Origin of the sequence: Variovorax sp. W2I14 (genome assembly GCF_050435205.1) — a bacterium.
GTDB classification, from domain to species: Bacteria; Pseudomonadota; Gammaproteobacteria; order Burkholderiales; family Burkholderiaceae_C; genus Variovorax; species Variovorax paradoxus_C.
This window is the reverse complement of record NZ_JBNDJX010000001.1, coordinates 2,386,021-2,402,812: the sequence shown is the minus strand read 5'-3', so window position 1 is coordinate 2,402,812 and position 16,792 is coordinate 2,386,021. Positions and strand designations below refer to the sequence as shown.

General features: G+C 66.8%; 15 protein-coding genes and 1 riboswitch. Of the genes, 11 read left to right on the top strand and 4 right to left on the bottom strand.

The window, feature by feature from the left end:
- Window positions 1–54: 54 nt before the first annotated feature.
- The 5 genes from QF040_RS11105 (at window position 55) to QF040_RS11085 (ending at window position 5,166) form a co-directional block, all read left to right on the top strand.
- Window positions 55–1,035, top strand: coding sequence for a Bug family tripartite tricarboxylate transporter substrate binding protein (locus tag QF040_RS11105; RefSeq protein WP_429611061.1), 981 nt, complete (start codon window positions 55–57; stop codon window positions 1,033–1,035).
- 130 nt (window positions 1,036–1,165) lie between these two features.
- The gene (locus QF040_RS11100) at window positions 1,166–2,065 is read left to right on the top strand and encodes an FAS1-like dehydratase domain-containing protein (RefSeq protein WP_429611060.1); all 900 of its coding nucleotides are present in this window, start codon (window positions 1,166–1,168) and stop codon (window positions 2,063–2,065) included.
- A 14-nt stretch (window positions 2,066–2,079) separates the two neighbouring features.
- Window positions 2,080–3,261, top strand: a complete 1,182-nt coding sequence (locus QF040_RS11095) for a CaiB/BaiF CoA transferase family protein (protein ID WP_429611059.1) — start codon at window positions 2,080–2,082, stop codon at window positions 3,259–3,261.
- Window positions 3,258–4,118: an HpcH/HpaI aldolase/citrate lyase family protein gene (locus tag QF040_RS11090; RefSeq protein WP_429611058.1), complete on the top strand. Its 861-nt coding sequence runs from the start codon at window positions 3,258–3,260 to the stop codon at window positions 4,116–4,118. Before QF040_RS11095 ends, QF040_RS11090 begins: the two co-directional genes overlap by 4 nt.
- Window positions 4,119–4,161: 43 nt before the next feature.
- The gene (locus QF040_RS11085) at window positions 4,162–5,166 is read left to right on the top strand and encodes a tripartite tricarboxylate transporter substrate-binding protein (RefSeq protein WP_013542263.1); all 1,005 of its coding nucleotides are present in this window, start codon (window positions 4,162–4,164) and stop codon (window positions 5,164–5,166) included.
- Window positions 5,167–5,482: 316 nt separating this feature from the next.
- Here QF040_RS11085 and QF040_RS11080 read toward each other — a convergent pair whose 3' ends face one another.
- The 3 genes from QF040_RS11080 to QF040_RS11070 are packed head-to-tail and all read right to left on the bottom strand — an operon-like array spanning window position 5,483 to window position 8,551.
- On the bottom strand, window positions 5,483–7,360 hold the full coding sequence (locus QF040_RS11080; RefSeq protein WP_429611057.1) for an ATP-binding response regulator: 1,878 nt from the start codon (window positions 7,358–7,360) through the stop codon (window positions 5,483–5,485).
- Between the two features lie 26 nt (window positions 7,361–7,386).
- The gene (locus QF040_RS11075; protein ID WP_429611056.1) at window positions 7,387–7,914 is read right to left on the bottom strand and encodes a CinA family protein; all 528 of its coding nucleotides are present in this window, start codon (window positions 7,912–7,914) and stop codon (window positions 7,387–7,389) included.
- A complete protein-coding gene (locus QF040_RS11070) occupies window positions 7,904–8,551 on the bottom strand; it encodes a DJ-1/PfpI family protein (RefSeq protein ID WP_429611055.1) in 648 nt (215 codons plus the stop codon). The genes QF040_RS11075 and QF040_RS11070 overlap by 11 nt, the downstream gene beginning before the upstream one ends.
- 354 nt (window positions 8,552–8,905) lie before the next feature.
- Here QF040_RS11070 and phbB point away from each other — a divergent pair, with 354 nt between their 5' ends.
- The 4 genes from phbB to ybaL all read left to right on the top strand — a co-directional run bounded on the left by phbB (window position 8,906) and on the right by ybaL (window position 13,178).
- On the top strand, window positions 8,906–9,643 hold the full coding sequence (gene phbB, locus QF040_RS11065; RefSeq protein WP_042579370.1) for an acetoacetyl-CoA reductase: 738 nt from the start codon (window positions 8,906–8,908) through the stop codon (window positions 9,641–9,643).
- A 6-nt stretch (window positions 9,644–9,649) separates the two neighbouring features.
- Window positions 9,650–9,805 (top strand): hypothetical protein, encoded by a 156-nt coding sequence (locus QF040_RS11060; protein WP_429611054.1) that lies wholly within the window; start codon window positions 9,650–9,652, stop codon window positions 9,803–9,805.
- Window positions 9,806–9,928: 123 nt separating this feature from the next.
- A complete protein-coding gene (locus QF040_RS11055; protein ID WP_013542259.1) occupies window positions 9,929–11,272 on the top strand; it encodes a dicarboxylate/amino acid:cation symporter in 1,344 nt (447 codons plus the stop codon).
- A gap of 196 nt (window positions 11,273–11,468) precedes the next feature.
- Window positions 11,469–13,178, top strand: a complete 1,710-nt coding sequence (gene ybaL / locus QF040_RS11050; protein ID WP_429614642.1) for a YbaL family putative K(+) efflux transporter — start codon at window positions 11,469–11,471, stop codon at window positions 13,176–13,178.
- Window positions 13,179–13,200: 22 nt separating this feature from the next.
- Here ybaL and QF040_RS11045 read toward each other — a convergent pair whose 3' ends face one another.
- Complete coding sequence (locus QF040_RS11045; RefSeq protein WP_429611053.1) at window positions 13,201–13,605, bottom strand: hypothetical protein; 405 nt, start codon at window positions 13,603–13,605, stop codon at window positions 13,201–13,203.
- A 148-nt stretch (window positions 13,606–13,753) separates the two neighbouring features.
- On the opposite strand from QF040_RS11045, the gene QF040_RS11040 reads away from it, so the two are divergent.
- Both QF040_RS11040 and QF040_RS11035 read left to right on the top strand, forming a co-directional pair.
- Entirely contained in the window at window positions 13,754–13,984 is a 231-nt protein-coding gene (locus QF040_RS11040; protein WP_429611052.1) for a hypothetical protein, read from the top strand.
- Between the two features lie 83 nt (window positions 13,985–14,067).
- Window positions 14,068–14,345: riboswitch (cobalamin riboswitch) on the top strand.
- A gap of 129 nt (window positions 14,346–14,474) precedes the next feature.
- On the top strand, window positions 14,475–16,679 hold the full coding sequence (locus tag QF040_RS11035) for a TonB-dependent receptor (RefSeq protein WP_429611051.1): 2,205 nt from the start codon (window positions 14,475–14,477) through the stop codon (window positions 16,677–16,679).
- Window positions 16,680–16,792 lie beyond the last annotated feature (113 nt).

Genomic DNA, 16,792 nt, shown 5'->3' with positions numbered 1-16,792 from the left:
GAGACACAACACAACCCAACGACCGGCGGATCAACAGTCCGCCGCTCTGCCGACATGAGGTTCCTCGCACGCGCGCTACTGGCCTTTACCGCCGCAGCAGTGTTCATTTACACGGGCTCTGCGCGCGCCCAGCCTTATCCCTCGCGCCCCATCACGCTCGTCGTGCCGCAGGCCGCCGGCGGCACCAACGACATCGTCGGCCGCCTCGTCGGCCAGAAGCTCGGCGAGGTGATGAACAACGCCAGCGTGGTCGTCGACAACCGGCCCGGTGCGGGCGGCAACATCGGCACGCAACTGGTCGCGAAGGGGCCGAAGGACGGGTACACGCTGCTCATGACGATCAGCAGCAGCCAGGCGATCAATCCGGCGCTCTACAAGAACCCGGGCTTCGATCCGGTGAAGGACTTCAAGCCCGTCGGCCTCGTCGGCGCGGTGCCCAACGTGCTGCTGGTCAACCCCACGTTTCCCGCGAAGAACCTTGCCGAGTTCCTGAAGCTCGCGCGGGAGAAGGGCGCCAACTACCAATACGCCTCGGCCGGCAACGGCACGCTCAACCACCTGCTCGGCGAAATGCTCAACAGCATGGCGGGCATCTCGCTGCAGCACGTGCCGTACAAGGGCGTGGCGCCCGCGCTCAACGACGTGCTCGGCGGGCAACTGCCGATCGTGTTCGCGAGCCTGCCTTCGGCGCTCTCGCACATCAAGGCCGGCAAGCTGCGCGCGCTGGCCGTGAGCGGCGACAAGCGCTCGCCGGTGCTGCCCGACGTGCCCACCATCGCCGAGGCGGTGCCGGGCTACAACGGCACGCTGTGGATCGGCCTCTTCGCACCCGCTGGCGTGCCGGCCGACGTGCTCGCCACGCTGCAGGACGCGACGCGCAAGGCGCTGGCCGCGAAGGACCTGCGCGACAAGCTCGACCAGCAAGGCGTCGAGATCGCGGCACCCACCACGTCCGAGCAATTTTCGAAACTGCTGCAGGACGACCTCGCCAAGTGGGCGCGGATCGTCAAGGCCTCCGGCGCTGCGGTCGATTGATGCCGAACGCACTTCAACAACAGCCGTTCGCGCCGAGCTTGTCGAAGCGCTGCGCAAGGCTTCGACAAGCTCAGCCCGAACGGTTCGCGACCGATCGGGAATCCGTATGAACGAACTCCAGCCAGACCGGATGCAAGACAACACTTCCTCCCCCCTGATCGACGCCGACGCGCTCGCAAAGCTCCAGGCCTGGCAAGGCCGCAGCGAGACGCTCGCCGACGACATCACCGCCGCGCCCGTGCGCGCGCTCTCCGCCACGCTCGACCGCGACGACGCGCCGCCCGAAGCCGGAACGCATCTGCCCGCGCTCTGGCACTGGCTCTACTTCCTGCCGCACCACCGCCAATCGGAGATCGGCGAAGACGGCCATGCGAAGCGCGGCGGGTTCCTGCCGCCGGTGCCGCTGCCGCGCCGCATGTGGGCGGGGGGACGGTTGAACTGGGAAGCCAGCAATCCGCTGCAGGTCGGCGACAAGGTCGAGCGCACCTCGACGATCGCCTCGGTCACCCACAAGGCCGGCCGCACTGGCGAGCTGGTATTCGTGCTCGTGCGCCACGAGGTGCGCAACGCACGCGGCCTCGTGCTGACCGAGGAGCACGACATCGTCTACCGTGCCGCCGTCGCGCCCGGCGAGAAGGCGCCGCCGCCCACGCCCGCGCCGAAGGACGCCGCGTTCAGCCGCGAGATCGTGCCCGACGACGTGCTGCTGTTCCGCTACTCGGCGCTGACTTTCAACGGCCACCGCATCCACTACGACCGGCGCTACGTGACCGAGGTCGAGGGCTACCCCGGCCTGATCGTGCATGGTCCGCTGATCGCGACGCTGCTGGTCGACCTGCTGCGCCGCAATGTGCCGGGCGCGCAGCTCGCGCGCTTCGAATTCCGCGCGGTGCGGCCGACCTTCGACATCGCGCCGTTCCGCGTGCACGGCAAGCCCGCGGAAGGCAGCAGCGAGAACAAGACCTTCAGCCTCTGGGGCGAAGACGCCGACGGCTGGCTCACGATGCAGGCCACGGCCGTGCTCGCCTGAGGAAAGACACGCACATGACCAGACCTCTGGACGGCATCACCGTCATCTCGCTCGAACACGCCATCGCCGCGCCGTTCTGCACCCGGCAACTGGCCGACCTCGGCGCGCGCGTCATCAAGGTGGAGCGCCCCGAGGTGGGCGACTTCGCGCGCGCCTACGACGGGCGCGTCGGCGGCGAAGCCTCGCACTTCGTGTGGGTGAACCGCTCGAAGGAAAGCCTCACGCTCGACCTGAAGCAACCCGCCGCGCTCGCGGTGCTGCAAGAGCTGGTTGCAGATGCCGACGTGCTGGTGCAGAACCTCGCCCCCGGCGCGGCCGCGCGCATGGGGCTCGGCGCCGAAGCGCTGCAGGCCCGGCATCCGCGCCTCATCGTCTGCGACATCTCGGGCTATGGCGAAGACGGCCCGTACCGCGACAAGAAGGCGTACGACCTCTTGATCCAGAGCGAGGCGGGCTTTCTCTCGGTCACCGGCACGCCGGACGATCCGTGCAAGTCGGGCAACTCCATCGCCGACATCGCGGCCGGCATGTACGCCTACACCGGCATCCTCGCGGCGCTGCTCCAGCGCGGCAAGACCGGCAAGGGCTCGCACATCGACGTGTCGATGCTCGAATCGCTCGCCGAGTGGATGGGCTACCCGATGTACTACGCCTACGAAGGCGCGCCGCCGCCGCCGCGCAGCGCCGCCTCGCACGCGACCATCTACCCCTACGGCCCGTTCCCCGCGGGCGACGGCGGCACGGTGATGCTGGGTCTGCAGAACGAGCGCGAGTGGCGCGCGTTCTGCGAGAAGGTATTGCTGCAGGCGGGGCTCGCGACCGATGCGCGCTTCGACAGCAACGCGCGCCGCAACGAACACCGCGAGGCGCTGCGCGCGATCATCGTGGAGACCTTCGGCGCGCTGAGCACGGCGCAGGTGCTGGAGCGCCTCGATGCGGCGCAGATCGCCAATGCGCGCATGAACGACGTGGCCGGACTCTGGGCCCATCCGCAACTGCAGGCGCGTGATCGGTGGCGGCAGGTGGGTTCGCCGGCGGGCGACATTCCAGCGCTGTTGCCGGCCGGGCGGCAGAGCGCGTTCGACTACCGCATGGATGCGATCCCTGCTGTGGGCGAGCACACCGAGGCGATCCTGCGCGCGCTCGGGCGCAGCGATGCGGATATTGCGGCGCTGCGCGAGGCGAGGGCGGTTTGAGCACGACGCCGCTTGCGCTCGCGCGCACCTTTCTTTTCGTGCCCGCCGACCGCCCCGAGCGCCATGCGCGGGCGCTGGCTGCGGGCACGGGCGGCGTGATCGTCGACCTGGAAGACGCGGTGGCGCCCGAGCGCAAGGCCTCGGCGCGTGAAAGCCTCGCGGCCTCGTTTGCCGCTTTGCCTCAAGCTGGCCGCCAGCGCCTGCTGGTGCGCATCAATGCGAGCGGCACGCAGTGGCATGACGACGACCGAACGGCCGTGGCCACGCTGGTTGCGCAAGGCTTGATCGCGGGCGTTGTGCTGCCCAAGGCCGAGCGCGCCGGTGATCTGCGGCAACTGGCCGAAGCCATCGGCCCGCAAGGCCTGCTCGTTCCGCTGATCGAATCGGCGGCCGGCCTTGCGGCGGTCGATGAACTCGCAGCGGCCCCGCAGGTGCTCCGGCTCGCGTTCGGCAATCTCGATTTCCAGGCTGACGTCGGCCTGGCCTGCGATGCCGACGAAGCCGAGCTGGTGCCCGTGCGCCTCGCATTGCTGCTGGCCACGCGCCGCGCCGGCCTGCCCGCGCCCATCGACGGCGTGACTGCCGACTGGCGCGACGCGCAACGCCTCGCCGCCGACACGGCGCGCGCACGTCGCGGCGGCTTCGGCGCCAAGTTGTGCATCCATCCCGACCAGGTCGCGCCTGTGCACGCCGCACTCGGCCCGACCGCTGACGAACTCGCATGGGCTCATCGCGTGATCGACGCGGTCCGCTCCGCAGGCGGTGGCGTGGTCAACCTCGACGGCCGCATGGTCGATGCGCCGGTGGTGCGCCTCGCCGAGCGCCTGCTCGCGCTCGATGCGCAGCCGCCTTCCTGATTTCGAAAGAAGAAGACAGATCCAACAACCTAGGAGACAAAAAGTGAATCTGAAGAAGAACTGGAAAACACGAACCCTGCTGGCCGCATCGCTGGGCGCCTGCCTCATGGCGGCGCAATCGCCGGCCACCGCGCAGGCCCCCTGGCCCGACAAGCCCATCACCATGGTCGTGCCGTACTCGGCCGGCGGCCCCACCGACGTGGTGGCGCGCATGCTGGCCATTCCCATGGCCAAGTCGCTCGGCCAGCCGGTGATCGTGGAGAACACCGTGGGCGCAGGCGGCACGATCGCCCCGGCGCGCGTAGCCAAGGCGGCACCCAACGGCTACACCATCCTCATCCATCACATGGGCATGGCCACCGCGCCCGCGCTCTACAAGAAGCTCAACTACGACCCGCTGAAAGATTTCGAGTACGTCGGCCAGGTGATGGACGTGCCGATGACGCTGCTCTCGCGCAAGGACTTTCCGGCCAACAACTTCCAGGAGCTGCTGGCCTACGTGAAGACCAACAAGGACAAGGTCACGCTCGCCAATGCCGGCATCGGCGCGGTGTCGCAGCTCTGCGGCCTGTTGTTCGCGCACCAGATCGGCGTGCAGCTCACCACCGTGCCCTACAAGGGCGCAGGCCCGGCGCTCAACGACCTCATGGGCGGGCAGGTGGACCTGTTGTGCGACCAGACCACGCAGACCGCGCCGGTCATCAAGGACGGCCAGCGCGTGAAGGTGTTCGGCGTGACCACGCCGCAGCGGCTGTCGAGCATGCCCAACATCCCGACGCTCGATGAGCAGGGGCTGAAGGGCTTCGACGTGAAGGTGTGGCACGGCGTGTATGCGCCGAAGGGCACGCCGCCTGCGGTGATGGAAAAGCTCAACGCGGCCCTGCGCGTCGCGCTGCAGGACGACATGGTGAAGAAGCGCTTTGCCGAGCTGAGCACCGAGGCCGTGCCGATGGAGAAGGTCACGTCAGAGAGCCTGCGCACGCACCTTGCGGCGGAGATCGACAAGTGGGGCAAGGTGATCCGCGCTGCGGGTGTGCAGGCGGACTGAAGCCCCGCCTCGCCGATCGAAAGGCGAGCCTACTTCTTCCGGCTCCTCTCCGGTTTCAGCGTCGCTGCCATCCCCGCATGTAGGTGATCAGCGATTGCGAGAAGTGATTGGCCGCGAGGGAAAGCCGCCAGGAGTAGCTCGCGGCCAGCGTCGCGCGTGCCGATCGCAGCGACGCATCCGTGAGCGATGGCGGCCACGGCACTGGTCACCTTCGTCAATGCCTGGAATGCGTGGATGCAACGCTACATGGTGCAAGGCTTGACCACGGGCTCCGTCAAATGACGGCGGGAAACGGCAGCCGTCGCGTGAACAGGCTTCAGCTGTCCAGGAGAAGCGGGTCCCTGGGATGCCGAAAGGCACCGGGGTTCAGCGTGGCCGCGAGGGCCGTGGCATCGTCGGCCGCCAGGTCGGCCATGGCCCGCAGCAGCGCGGCGGCGCTCACGGGTTTGAACAGCATCGGCACGCCGGAGGCTCGCGCGCGCTGCAGCCGGTCGGGTGAGGTCTCGCCGGTGATCAGCAGCAAGGGCGTGGCCGGCTGAAAGCGTTCGCGAAGGCGCAGGCCGACTTCCAATCCGTCCTCGCCGTTCGCGAGGCGGTAGTCGCACAGCAGCATCGCGAAGGGGCGCTGCTGCGCCTGCGGGGCCGAGAGCGCATCGATCGCCTGCATCTCGTCGGCCACCGCCAGGACATCGATCGCGTAGGCCCGCAGCAGCTCCGCCATGGCCACGCGGATCTCCGCTTCGTCCTCGATCAGCAGGACGCGCCCCCGCAGGTTGGGCGCGACTGGTGGATGGCGCGTCGGCGGTTCGAGGTCTTCGACCATCCGATCGGCCGCCAGCACCGCGGTGGACTCGACCTTCGGCACCATCACCCGGAATCGCGTGCCCCGGTTCGGACGGGAGTGCACCAGCACCGGATGGCGCAGCAGGCGCGACAGGCGCTTGACGATCGACAGGCCGATGCCCAGGCCGTGCGCGCGGTCGCGGCCCGGATTGTCGATCTGGTAGAACTCTTCGAAGATGCGCCCGAGTTGCTCCGGCGCAATGCCGATGCCGGTGTCGCGCACCTCCACCCACACGTCCTCGCCGCGCGTTCGCGCGCACACGACCACGCCACCTTGCCGGGTGTATTTGACGGCGTTGTCGATCAGGTTCGAGAGCATGCGGTGCAGCAACTGCGCATCGCTGCGCACCCACAGTCCGCTGGCGCGCATGCGCAACTCCAGCCCCTTCTGTCCGGCGCGCTGGAAGAAGGTGTGATTGAGCGCTAGGAACAGCGTGTCGAGTTCGATGGCCTTCGGCTCGGTGGTGACCACGCCGGCGTCCAGGCGCGAGACATCGAGCATGGTGTCCAGCGATGCACCCAGGGTGTCGACCGCCCGCATCAGGCGCTCGGCATTCTTGCGCTCCGTGTGATCGCGCAAGCCGTTTTCCATGGCGGCGCCGAACAGCGCGATGGCATGCAGGGGCTGGCGCAGATCGTGGCTGGCCGCCGCGAGGAAGCGGGTCTTTTCATCGCTGGCGCGCTGCGTGGCTGAGATCTGTTCCTTCAGGCGCGCGGCCAGGGACTCGTTCTCGAAACGCAGGATCAGTGACTCGGTCAACCGCCTGTTCTGCTGCACGCCCGCGCGCAGCGTGAGCACGAGGTTGACCGTGCAGAACGCCGCAAGAAACCAGTGCAGTTCGCCGCCGTGCCATGCCAGCGCGACGATCAGGCCGGACATCATGGGAATGCCGTAGCCGAACATGGCCGCCTTGAGGGGCCAGCGCGCCTGCACGGCCCGGGTCCAACTCCCCATGATCACCACGGTTGCGATGGTGGTCACCACCGGGTTGTCCACCACCATGAGGAGGAAGACCGCGGGGACGTTCGTTGCGCTGACGAGCGTCGCGAGCCAGGTGTACTTGCGTGCCCAGTACGGGACGTCGGCCAGCGGCGTGGCGGGCTTCCAGCGCGAAGTGAGCAGGGCATACGAGTCCGCCACGATCAGCAGCGCAAACCATGCAAGCACCCAGGGGCGAAGCGCCGGTTCGATCTTCAGATAGCAAAAGAGCACGATGGCGATGGCAAAACCGAAGTGCGCGGAGATCGCCATGGTGTGGCCCGCGTAGATGGAGGCCACGTGTTCCCGCAGCACGCGCATCTGGAGCGTCGTGTCGGCGGCCGGGTCTTGCGGCGTGATGTCGTCGTTCATCGCGATGTCTGGAAGGCCCCTCTGCATCATCGAGCGGTGGCTTCGGAAGGTGTGTTCTGCGTGCGCAGTGTCTCGTCGAACAGCGCAAGCAGGAGCCGCGCGAACGCTTCCATGTTCGCGGGGCGGTCCATGTCGCCGGTCTCGACGGTCCGGCTCACGCTCGCCGCGCCGACCACAGCGAGGCACACGCGCCCGGGTAGGTCGCCATAAGGGCTGCCCGACGGGCCGGCTGCGCCGCTTTCGCTGATGCCCCAGGTCGCATGATGGTTGTCGCGCATCCGGCCGGCGACGAGCAGGGCATAGGGCTCGGTTTCTCCGCGCAGGCCGATCATGTCTTCGGCGGTCAGGTTCAGCAGCGCGCGGCCGGCGCGGCGCGAATAGACGATGGCGCCGCCGCGGAAGTAGGCCGATGCGCCTGGGATCGCGAGCAGGGCGGCCGAGACCAGCCCACCGGCCGACGATTCGACGACCGACACCGTCTGTCCCCGCGCGCGCAGCGTCTCGCCCACGCGCGCCGCGAGCACCGCCAGCGGTTCCTGAAGATCAGCCGCCATGCCGCTTGGCCCCCGGCCGCTTCACGTACGCCGGCGCCCGCTCGTGGCTGGCCGTGCTGCCGTACACCGTGTCCGCGGGGTAGTACTCCGACTGCAACTGCACGCGCGCGGCGGCTTCCTCGCCCGCGGTATGAGCGATGAAGGCAAGCATCAGGTCGGTGCCGGCCGAGACACCGGCCGAAGTCCACACGTTGCCGTCCTGCACGAAACGCTGCTCGACCACCTTCACATCGCCGAGTGCGCGCAGGCGATCGAGCGAACCCCAGTGCGTGGTCGCGGTCTTGCCGGAGAGCAGGCCCGCCGCATGCAGCACGAACGCGCCGGTGCATACCGACAGCAGCGCCTTGCACCCCGGCGCCTGCTTGGCCAGGAACTGCACCATCGCGGGGTTGTCGACCTCGCGCCGCGTGCCCATGCCGCCGGGCACGAGCAGGTAGTCGAGCGGCGGGCAGTCGGCGAACGACACATGCGGATTGATCGAAAGCCCCTTGGCGCAGACCACCGGCCCGGTTTTCTCCGCGACGATCAGGCAGTTCTCAGGTCCTGCGGCGAGCTTGCTCCACATGGTGAGCATTTCCCAGGGGCCCACGAAATCGAGTTCCTCGACGTCGGGGAATACGATGATCCCGAAATTCATACTTTCGAACTCCTTGAGGGCAACGCGTGGGCAAGAGCGCACAGACCTGAGCATATAGGTTGCACCTGTGCGTGCCTCGTGACAGCTGGTTGCAAGCTTGCTCAGAGGCTGAGAGGCAATCCGGCGTGACCGAGCAGCCTCCGCAAGCGGCCCCAATCAAGGCGCAAAGCGCAGCCATAGCTCGGGCTATGGCGAGCATTTGCAACGCCGAATGGGGGCGCTTGCGGGGGATGAGCGGTCGTGTCGGATTGCCTCTCAGCCTCTTAGTGTTTTCCTCAGAGGTCGGTGGCGTGAAAATGGCTAGAGTGAAGGCGGCCGTTCAGGCTTTTGCCAAGCAAACATCAAGGAAATTTCATGAGCAAGAAAGTTGCATATGTCACCGGAGGCATGGGTGGCATCGGAACAGCCATCTGCCAACGTCTGCACAAAGACGGATTCACCGTGGTCGCCGGTTGCGGCCCCACACGCGACCATGCCAAGTGGCTCGCCGAACAGAAAGCCGAAGGCTTCGAGTTCCACGCCTCGGTCGGCAATGTCGGCGACTGGCAATCTACCGTCGAGGCTTTTTCCGCCGCCAAGGCGGCGCATGGGCCCATCGACGTGCTGGTCAACAACGCCGGCATCACGCGCGACCGCATGTTCCTCAAGATGACCCCCGAGGACTGGAGCGCGGTCATCGAGACCAACCTCAACAGCATGTTCAACGTCACCAAGCAGGTGGTGGGCGACATGGTGGAAAAGGGCTGGGGCCGCATCATCAACATCAGCTCGGTCAACGGCGCCAAGGGCCAGGCGGGCCAGACCAACTACTCGGCGGCCAAGGCCGGCATGCACGGCTTCACGATGGCGTTGGCGCAGGAGCTGGCCAACAAGGGCGTGACGGTCAACACCGTGAGCCCGGGCTACATCGGCACCGACATGGTCAAGGCCATCCGCCAGGAAGTGCTCGACAAGATCGTGGCCACCATCCCGGTCAAGCGCCTGGGCGAGCCGAGCGAAATCGCCTCGATCATCTCGTGGCTGGCCACGGACGAAGGCGGCTACTCCACCGGGGCCGACTTCTCGGTCAACGGCGGCCTCCACATGCATTAAGAAGGTATGAACGAACTCGTCATGCCCGCTCATCCCGCTCAGGCACACCCGCTCCGCGTTGCAAATGCTCGCCATAGCTCAAGCTATGGCTGCGCTTTGCGCCTTGATCGGGCGCGCCTGAGCGTGCTGCTCGGGCACGCCGAGTTCATTCACACCTTCTGATGCTGACTGCAGCCTGATGAAAGAACCCGCTTCGGCGGGTTTTTTTGTTCCTGCGATGTGGCTTTTACGAATGGAAAGCAACCGATACGAGCCTACAGTTCTCAACCCTTCCGGAGGCAAGTCATGGAACACACAACAAACACATCCGCCAAGAAGCTCCCGCTCTACCGCTCCCTCTATGTGCAGGTGATCACCGCGGTGATCATCGGTGTGCTGCTGGGCTATTTCTACCCGGCAATCGGGGAGAGCATGAAGCCGCTGGGCGACGGCTTCATCAAGCTCATCAAGATGATCATCGCGCCGATCATCTTCTGCACGGTGGTGGTGGGCATCGCCGGCATGGAAGACATGAAGAAGGTCGGCAAGACCGGGGGCCTCGCACTCCTGTACTTCGAGGTCGTGAGCTCCATCGCGCTGGTGGTCGGCCTCGTGCTGGTCAACGTGCTCAAGCCCGGCGCCGGCATGAACATCGATGCGGCCACGCTCGACACCAAGGCCATCGCCGCCTACACCGGCCCGGGCAAGATGACCGGCACGGTCGACTTTCTGCTCAACATCATTCCCAGCACCATCGTGGATGCCTTCGCCAAGGGCGAGATCCTGCAGGTGCTGCTGATCGCGGTGCTGTTCGGCTTTGCCCTGCACCGCTTCGGCGGCCGCGGCACGCTGGTGTTCGACGTGATCGAGAAAGGCTCGCACGTGCTCTTCGTGATCGTCGGCTACATCATGAAGCTCGCGCCCATCGGCGCCTTCGGCGCCATGGCTTTCACCATCGGCAAGTACGGCGTGGGGAGCCTCTTCTCGCTGGGCAAGCTGATGGGCACGTTCTATCTCACCTGCCTCCTGTTCATCTTCGTGGTGCTCGGGCTCATTGCGCGATTCCACGGGTTCAGCATCTGGAAGTTCATCAAGTACATCAAGGAAGAACTGCTGATCGTGCTGGGCACGTCCTCCAGTGAATCGGTGCTGCCGCGCATGATGGAAAAGATGGAGAACCTGGGCGCGAACAAGACCTGCGTGGGCCTGGTGATCCCCACCGGCTACTCGTTCAACCTGGACGGCACCTCGATCTATCTCACGATGGCCGCGGTGTTCATCGCGCAGGCGACCAACACGCCGATGACGCTGGTGCAGGAGATCACGTTGCTCGCGGTGCTGCTGCTCACCTCGAAGGGCGCGGCGGGCGTCACCGGCAGCGGCTTCATCGTGCTGGCGGCCACACTGTCGGCGGTGGGCCATGTGCCGGTGGCGGGCCTTGCACTCATCCTGGGCATCGACCGCTTCATGTCCGAGGCGCGCGCGCTGACCAACCTGATCGGCAACGGCGTGGCCACCATCGTGGTGGCCAAGTGGACCAACGAACTCGACATGAATCGCCTGCAGGCGGGCCTGAACAACGAAAGCTGGGTCGAATCGCAAGAGCCCGAAGTGCTGGAAGGCGCCCGCGACAGCAAGATGGCCGGCTGAGGCTCTTGTCTTGCTCCCTCTCCCTCTGGGGAGAGGGTTGGGGTGAGGGCTGCGGCCTGTCCACCCATATGCTTTTGCTACCGCCCGAAGCCCTCACCCCAGCCCTCTCCCGCAAGCGGAAGAGGGAGCAAGACGGAAGGCCGGTCAGAGGGGCATTGACATGAAGGGCCACCCCTCGTTCCTGCAAAATGCAGCGATGCCGCACAGCGTTTCCCTCATCAACACCATTGCCGCCGGCCTCGGCCTCGCGCTGGTGTTCGGTTTCCTGGCAGCCAAGCTGCGGCTGCCGGCCCTCGTGGGGTACCTCCTCGCGGGCGTGATCATCGGCCCCTTCACGCCCGGCTTCGTGGCCGATGCAAGCATTGCCGCGCAGCTCGCCGAAATCGGCGTCATGTTGCTGATGTTCGGCGTCGGCCTTCACTTCTCCCTCGACGACCTCCTGGCCGTGCGCAAGATCGCGCTGCCCGGCGCACTGGCGCAGATCGCTGTCGCCACGCTGCTCGGCGGCGGCCTTGCGATGTGGTGGGGCTGGAGTCCCGGCGCCGCACTCGTGTTCGGCCTCGCGCTCTCGGTGGCCAGCACGGTCGTGCTGCTGCGCGCGCTCGAGAGCCTGGGCATCCTGGATTCGTTCACCGGCCGCATCGCCATCGGCTGGCTCGTCGTCGAAGACCTCGCCATGGTGCTCGTGCTGGTGCTCATGCCGCCGCTGGCCGGCGCGCTCGGCGGCACGCCCGACAACGGCGGCGGCCCCGCGGACCCGCTCTGGCAGACCCTCGGCCTCACGCTCCTGCAGGTCGGCGGCTTCGTCGCGCTGATGCTCGTGGTGGGGCGGCGCGTGTTCCCGTGGATCCTCTGGCAGGTCACGCGCACCGGTTCTCGCGAGCTCTTCACGCTGTGCGTGGTGGCCGCCGCCGTGAGCATCGCCTTTGCTTCTGCGGCGCTCTTCGGCGTGTCGTTCGCGCTCGGTGCCTTCTTTGCCGGCATGGTCATGCGCGAGTCGCAGTTCAGCCACCGGGCCGCACAGGAGTCGCTGCCGCTGCGCGATGCCTTCGCGGTGCTGTTCTTCGTGTCCGTCGGCATGCTGTTCGACCCCTCGGTGCTCATCGACCGCCCCCTGCAGGTGCTCGCGGTGGTCCTGGTGATCGTGCTGGGCAAGTCGCTTGCGGCCTGCGCGCTGGTGCTGGTGTTCCGCTATCCGCTGGCCACGGCCCTCACGGTGAGCGCGAGCCTCGCGCAGATCGGCGAGTTCTCTTTCATCCTGGCGGGGTTGGGCGTGTCGCTCGGCCTGCTGCCGGTCGAAGGGCAGAGCCTGGTGCTCGCGGGCGCGCTCATTTCCATTGCGACCAATCCGCTGTGGTTCAGCCTCATCGCGCCGATGCAGAAATGGCTGCACACGCATTCCTCGTTCGCCCGCAAGCTCGAATCGCGCAGCGATCCGCTGGCCGAACTGCCGATGACCACCGAGGCGAAGTACCTCTCCAGGCAGGTGGTGCTGGTCGGCTATGGCCGCGTCGGGCGCCGCATTGCGGCCGAACTCGAGGCGAACGACATTCCCTACGTGGTGGCCGAGCAGAACCGCGAGCTCGTCGAGAAGCTGCGCGAGGGCGGCATCGCCGCCGTGTGGGGCGATGCGGCGGACCCGGCCGTGCTGATCCAGGCGCACATCGCGCGCGCCCGCGTGCTGGTGGTGGCCACGCCCGACACCCTGAACGTGCGCCAGATGATCGAGACCGCGCGCACGCTCAACCCGGTGATCCAGACCGTGATCCGCAGCCACAACGAACAGGAGGCCACGCTGCTCAAGCAGGAAACGGCCGTCACGGTCTTCCTCGGCGAACACGAACTCGCCCAGGCCATGGCGCGCGACGTGGTGCAGCGCGCGGTGTCGATGGCCGTGCCGGCTTGAAGTCCGAAGGGCGGGCGCCGTTTCAGAGATCTTCGATGACCAGCGTGCGGTAGCGCTGCGCGATGGAGTAGGGCACGGTACGCACCAGTTCCATCATCTGGTTCGCTGCCGCTTCGTCCTTGGTTTTGACAAGAAGGCCCGTGTGGCCTTCGCGCGCCAGCTTGGTGTAGGCGCGCACCGTGGCCGCATCGGTGCCGGCGGAGGGCAGTGGGTTGTCCGAGTCGCTGACGGTCGGCGAGATTTCTCGCAGCACCGTTTCGGCGTCAATCAGGTAAACCTCGTCGCCGCTCACGCCGTTCTCGATCAACCGATGGCCGATGCGGTCGGCGTCTTCGGCGCTCGGGAACATCACCATCGAATAGCCGCTCGGATAGAACGCGCCGCCGATGCTGGCGCGCATGCTCGAGTCCAGAGTGAAGTGCTTCATGTTGCCTCCGGGTTCTTTCTTGAGGAAGGTCTCTGCAGACAACACTAGTTCGCGCCACTGGCGAGCTCTGTAGGAGAAGCCCGGAAGCTGTCAACCGCGCTCTTCGCCCATTCATTGACAGAAAACCCGCTGCATGAACCGTCTTTCCATGTCCTCATCACGAAACATCGCGCTCACCGTCCACGAACTGGAAGCGGGCGAGTTCTATTGGGTGCTCATGGAGGAAGCGACCGACGGCGATGCGGCTGACAAAGACCGGCGCCATGTCTACGTGCCGCTGGAGGCGGCGCACGATCCCTACGCCAGCTATTCGAACGCGCTGGTCGCCGGTGTCGCGGTGATGCGGCGGCTCTTCGGCGCGGAAGGAAAAACCGCCTGAGCCCCCAGGGACGACGGGGCGCCGGCCTCGCCCGGGGGGCTCCCTATAATTCCGGCCGTCGAGTTTTGTAATCTCTATTCGCAAGCTCGCACGGTTCGAAGGTGCCCCGCATGCCATTCCATGGCTTGGGGGTTAAACGGGAAGCAGGTGCGCTGCGTCTTCACGGACGCATCCATTCCTGCGCTGCCCCCGCAACGGTCAGCGGATCTGGAAAACCTCGCGTCGATGTCTCTCTTCTTTTGAGCATCGGCAGCCACTGCGCTTTTGCGTGGGAAGGCGAGGGTTTCGGCTCCGATGCGCACGCACAGTGCCATCGAAGCGCTCCGCAAGCCCGGATACCGGCCTTCGCAACCGCTTTCGGACGCTGCGGGAGTGCGGGTCCGGGCCTGCCGTTTCGCCCTCTGCGCGAACCGGCCCGCCCTCAGCCGCCTCCGTCGACGTCCTCATTCGGTCGGGAGCCTGCGGGGACGCAGGTCGGAGGAGAAGTCACATGGGTCAAGCATCGCCGGCGCGCGATCGCACGGGGGCGCCGTTGCCGCAATTGCCGCAATTGCAATGGGCACGCCTTTCACGTCTTTCATTGGGCGTGGGACTGGCCTTCGGCGCAGGCAGCGCGCTGGCCCAGTCGGCCGGAGCGACGGGTAGCGGCAACAACAACAGCCTCACACCCGTGCAGGTAGAAGCCAGCCGGCACACGCCGCTCGCGATCGACGAGCCGACCCAGACCGGCAGCCGCCTCGGCCTCACGCCGCTGGAAACCCCCGCGAGCATCGAGGTGCTGACAGGCGACACCATCCGCGCACGCGGCGATGTTTCGGTGGTCGAAGCGGTGACCCGCGCCACCGGCATCACCGCCGATTCCAGCCCCGGCAATGGCGGCACTTCGATGGCGGCGCGCGGCTTCTCGGGCCACAGCTCGGTGATGCAGCTCTTCGACGGCACGCGCCTCTACATGGGCGCGGGCACCGTGACCTTCCCCTTCGACACCTGGTCCATCGATCGCATCGAAATGCTGCGCGGCGCAGCCTCGGTGATGTACGGCGACGGCGCGATTGGCGGCGCGATCAACACCGTGCCCAAGAAGCCCACGCGCGGCCCGATCGAGAACGAGGCGCTGGTCTCCTTCGGGTCGGATGCCACGCGACAGATCGCCTTTGGCAGCGGCGGCGCGATCAACGACCGCCTCTCGTACCGGCTCGACGTGAGCCACCGGCATTCCAACGGCTTCATGGCGCGCGGCGAATCCGAGGGCCTGGCAATTGGCGCGGCGGTGCGGCTCGACGTTTCGCCCGACCTGAACATCACCCTTTCGCACGACGAGGGCCGCCAGTCGCCCGAGCGCTACTTCGGCGTGCCGCTGATCAACGGCCGGCTCGACCGTCGCAGCCTCGACCTGAACTACAACCTCGACGACGCCAAGCTCAAGTACCGCGACAGCTGGACCCGCCTCGATGCGGTCTGGACGCCCAGCAGCGCCGTCACCGTGCGCAACCAGCTCTACCGCCTCGAAACGAAGCGCCACTGGCGCGACAGCGAAACCTACGCCTACATGCCCGACAGCGGCCTCGTCAGCCGCGACGACTACCTGGAGATCGGCCACCACCAGGAACAGGTCGGCAACCGCAGCGACATCGCCTGGCGCCACGACCTGTTCGGCATGGCCAACCAGGTGCTCGCGGGCTTCGACATCAACCGCATCGATTTCCTCGGATCGAGCGACACGCCCTACGGCGGCTACTCGGAGGTGGACCCGTTCTTCTTCGCGTCGGGTCGCTACGAGTCGCCGCAAGCCTACCTGCCGCGCTATCGCGCACAGGCCCGCACGTATGCCTTCTTCGCCGAAGACCGGCTCGCGATCAACGACCGTTGGTCGGTGGTGGCGGGCCTGCGCTGGGACCATGCTCGGGTCAGCCGCGTCGACCTGACTCGGCCGGTCAACAACTTCGAGCGCACCTTCGTTTACGGCACCGGTCGCGTGGGCGTGGTGTATGCGCCCGACGCGACGCAGTCGTTCTACGGGCAGATCGCGCGCGCCGCCGATCCGTTGGGTTCGCTGCTCACCACCTCGACCTCGCAGTCGCAATTCGACCTTGCCACCGGCCGCCAGGTAGAGGTGGGCTACAAGCGCCAGCTCGCAGACAACCGCGGCGCGTGGTCGATTGCCGCCTACAAGATCGAGAAGCGCAAGCTGCTGTCGCGCGATGCGAGCGACCCTGCTGTTTCGCAGCAGGTCGGCCAGCAGTCGTCGCAGGGCATCGAGGCCACGCTGGACCTCGCGCTGACGTCCACGCTGCGCCTCGAAGCCAATGCCGCCAGGCTGCGCGCGCGGTATGACGACTTCAACGAGCGCGTCGGCAACAAGCTCATCTCGCGTGCGGGCAACACACCCAAGGAAGTGCCCGAGGCTTCGGCCAATGTCTGGCTCAACTGGCGCTTCCTGCCGCAATGGGAGGCCGGGCTGGGCGTGCGCTACGTCGGTTCGCGCCAGGCCGACGATGCCAACACGCGAAAGATCGGCTCCTACACCGTGGCCGACGCCTCCATCAGCTGGCAGGCCAGCCCGTCGCTGAAGCTCGCGCTGCGTGCCTTCAACCTTGGTGATCGCAAGTACCCCGTGTCGTTCTCGAACAGCGGCAACCAGTGGCTGCTGGGCCGGCCGCGCGCGTTCGAAGTCTCGGCGCTGGTGACGTTCTGAGGCCCCGGCGCGTGATCTCGACTGGCGCCGGTCGCGGCGCAAACCCGGATCGGCCAATGGCACCGGCATGCAGCGCGAACTCCAGCGGTCATGACGGCGCTTGCGTGATCCAC

Excerpts from the sequence above, each read along its gene's own strand:
- QF040_RS11105 (WP_429611061.1), top strand. The coding sequence starts at position 55 with ATGAGGTTCCTCGCACGCGCGCTACTGGCCTTTACCGCCGCAGCAGTG.
- QF040_RS11100 (WP_429611060.1), top strand. The coding sequence starts at position 1,166 with ATGCAAGACAACACTTCCTCCCCCCTGATCGACGCCGACGCGCTCGCA.
- QF040_RS11095 (WP_429611059.1), top strand. The coding sequence starts at position 2,080 with ATGACCAGACCTCTGGACGGCATCACCGTCATCTCGCTCGAACACGCC.
- QF040_RS11080 (WP_429611057.1), bottom strand. The coding sequence starts at position 7,360 with ATGAACGACGACATCACGCCGCAAGACCCGGCCGCCGACACGACGCTC.
- QF040_RS11075 (WP_429611056.1), bottom strand. The coding sequence starts at position 7,914 with ATGGCGGCTGATCTTCAGGAACCGCTGGCGGTGCTCGCGGCGCGCGTG.
- QF040_RS11070 (WP_429611055.1), bottom strand. The coding sequence starts at position 8,551 with ATGAATTTCGGGATCATCGTATTCCCCGACGTCGAGGAACTCGATTTC.
- phbB (WP_042579370.1), top strand. The coding sequence starts at position 8,906 with ATGAGCAAGAAAGTTGCATATGTCACCGGAGGCATGGGTGGCATCGGA.
- QF040_RS11060 (WP_429611054.1), top strand. The coding sequence starts at position 9,650 with ATGAACGAACTCGTCATGCCCGCTCATCCCGCTCAGGCACACCCGCTC.
- QF040_RS11055 (WP_013542259.1), top strand. The coding sequence starts at position 9,929 with ATGGAACACACAACAAACACATCCGCCAAGAAGCTCCCGCTCTACCGC.
- ybaL (WP_429614642.1), top strand. The coding sequence starts at position 11,469 with ATGCCGCACAGCGTTTCCCTCATCAACACCATTGCCGCCGGCCTCGGC.
- QF040_RS11045 (WP_429611053.1), bottom strand. The coding sequence starts at position 13,605 with ATGAAGCACTTCACTCTGGACTCGAGCATGCGCGCCAGCATCGGCGGC.
- QF040_RS11040 (WP_429611052.1), top strand. The coding sequence starts at position 13,754 with ATGTCCTCATCACGAAACATCGCGCTCACCGTCCACGAACTGGAAGCG.
- QF040_RS11035 (WP_429611051.1), top strand. The coding sequence starts at position 14,475 with ATGGGTCAAGCATCGCCGGCGCGCGATCGCACGGGGGCGCCGTTGCCG.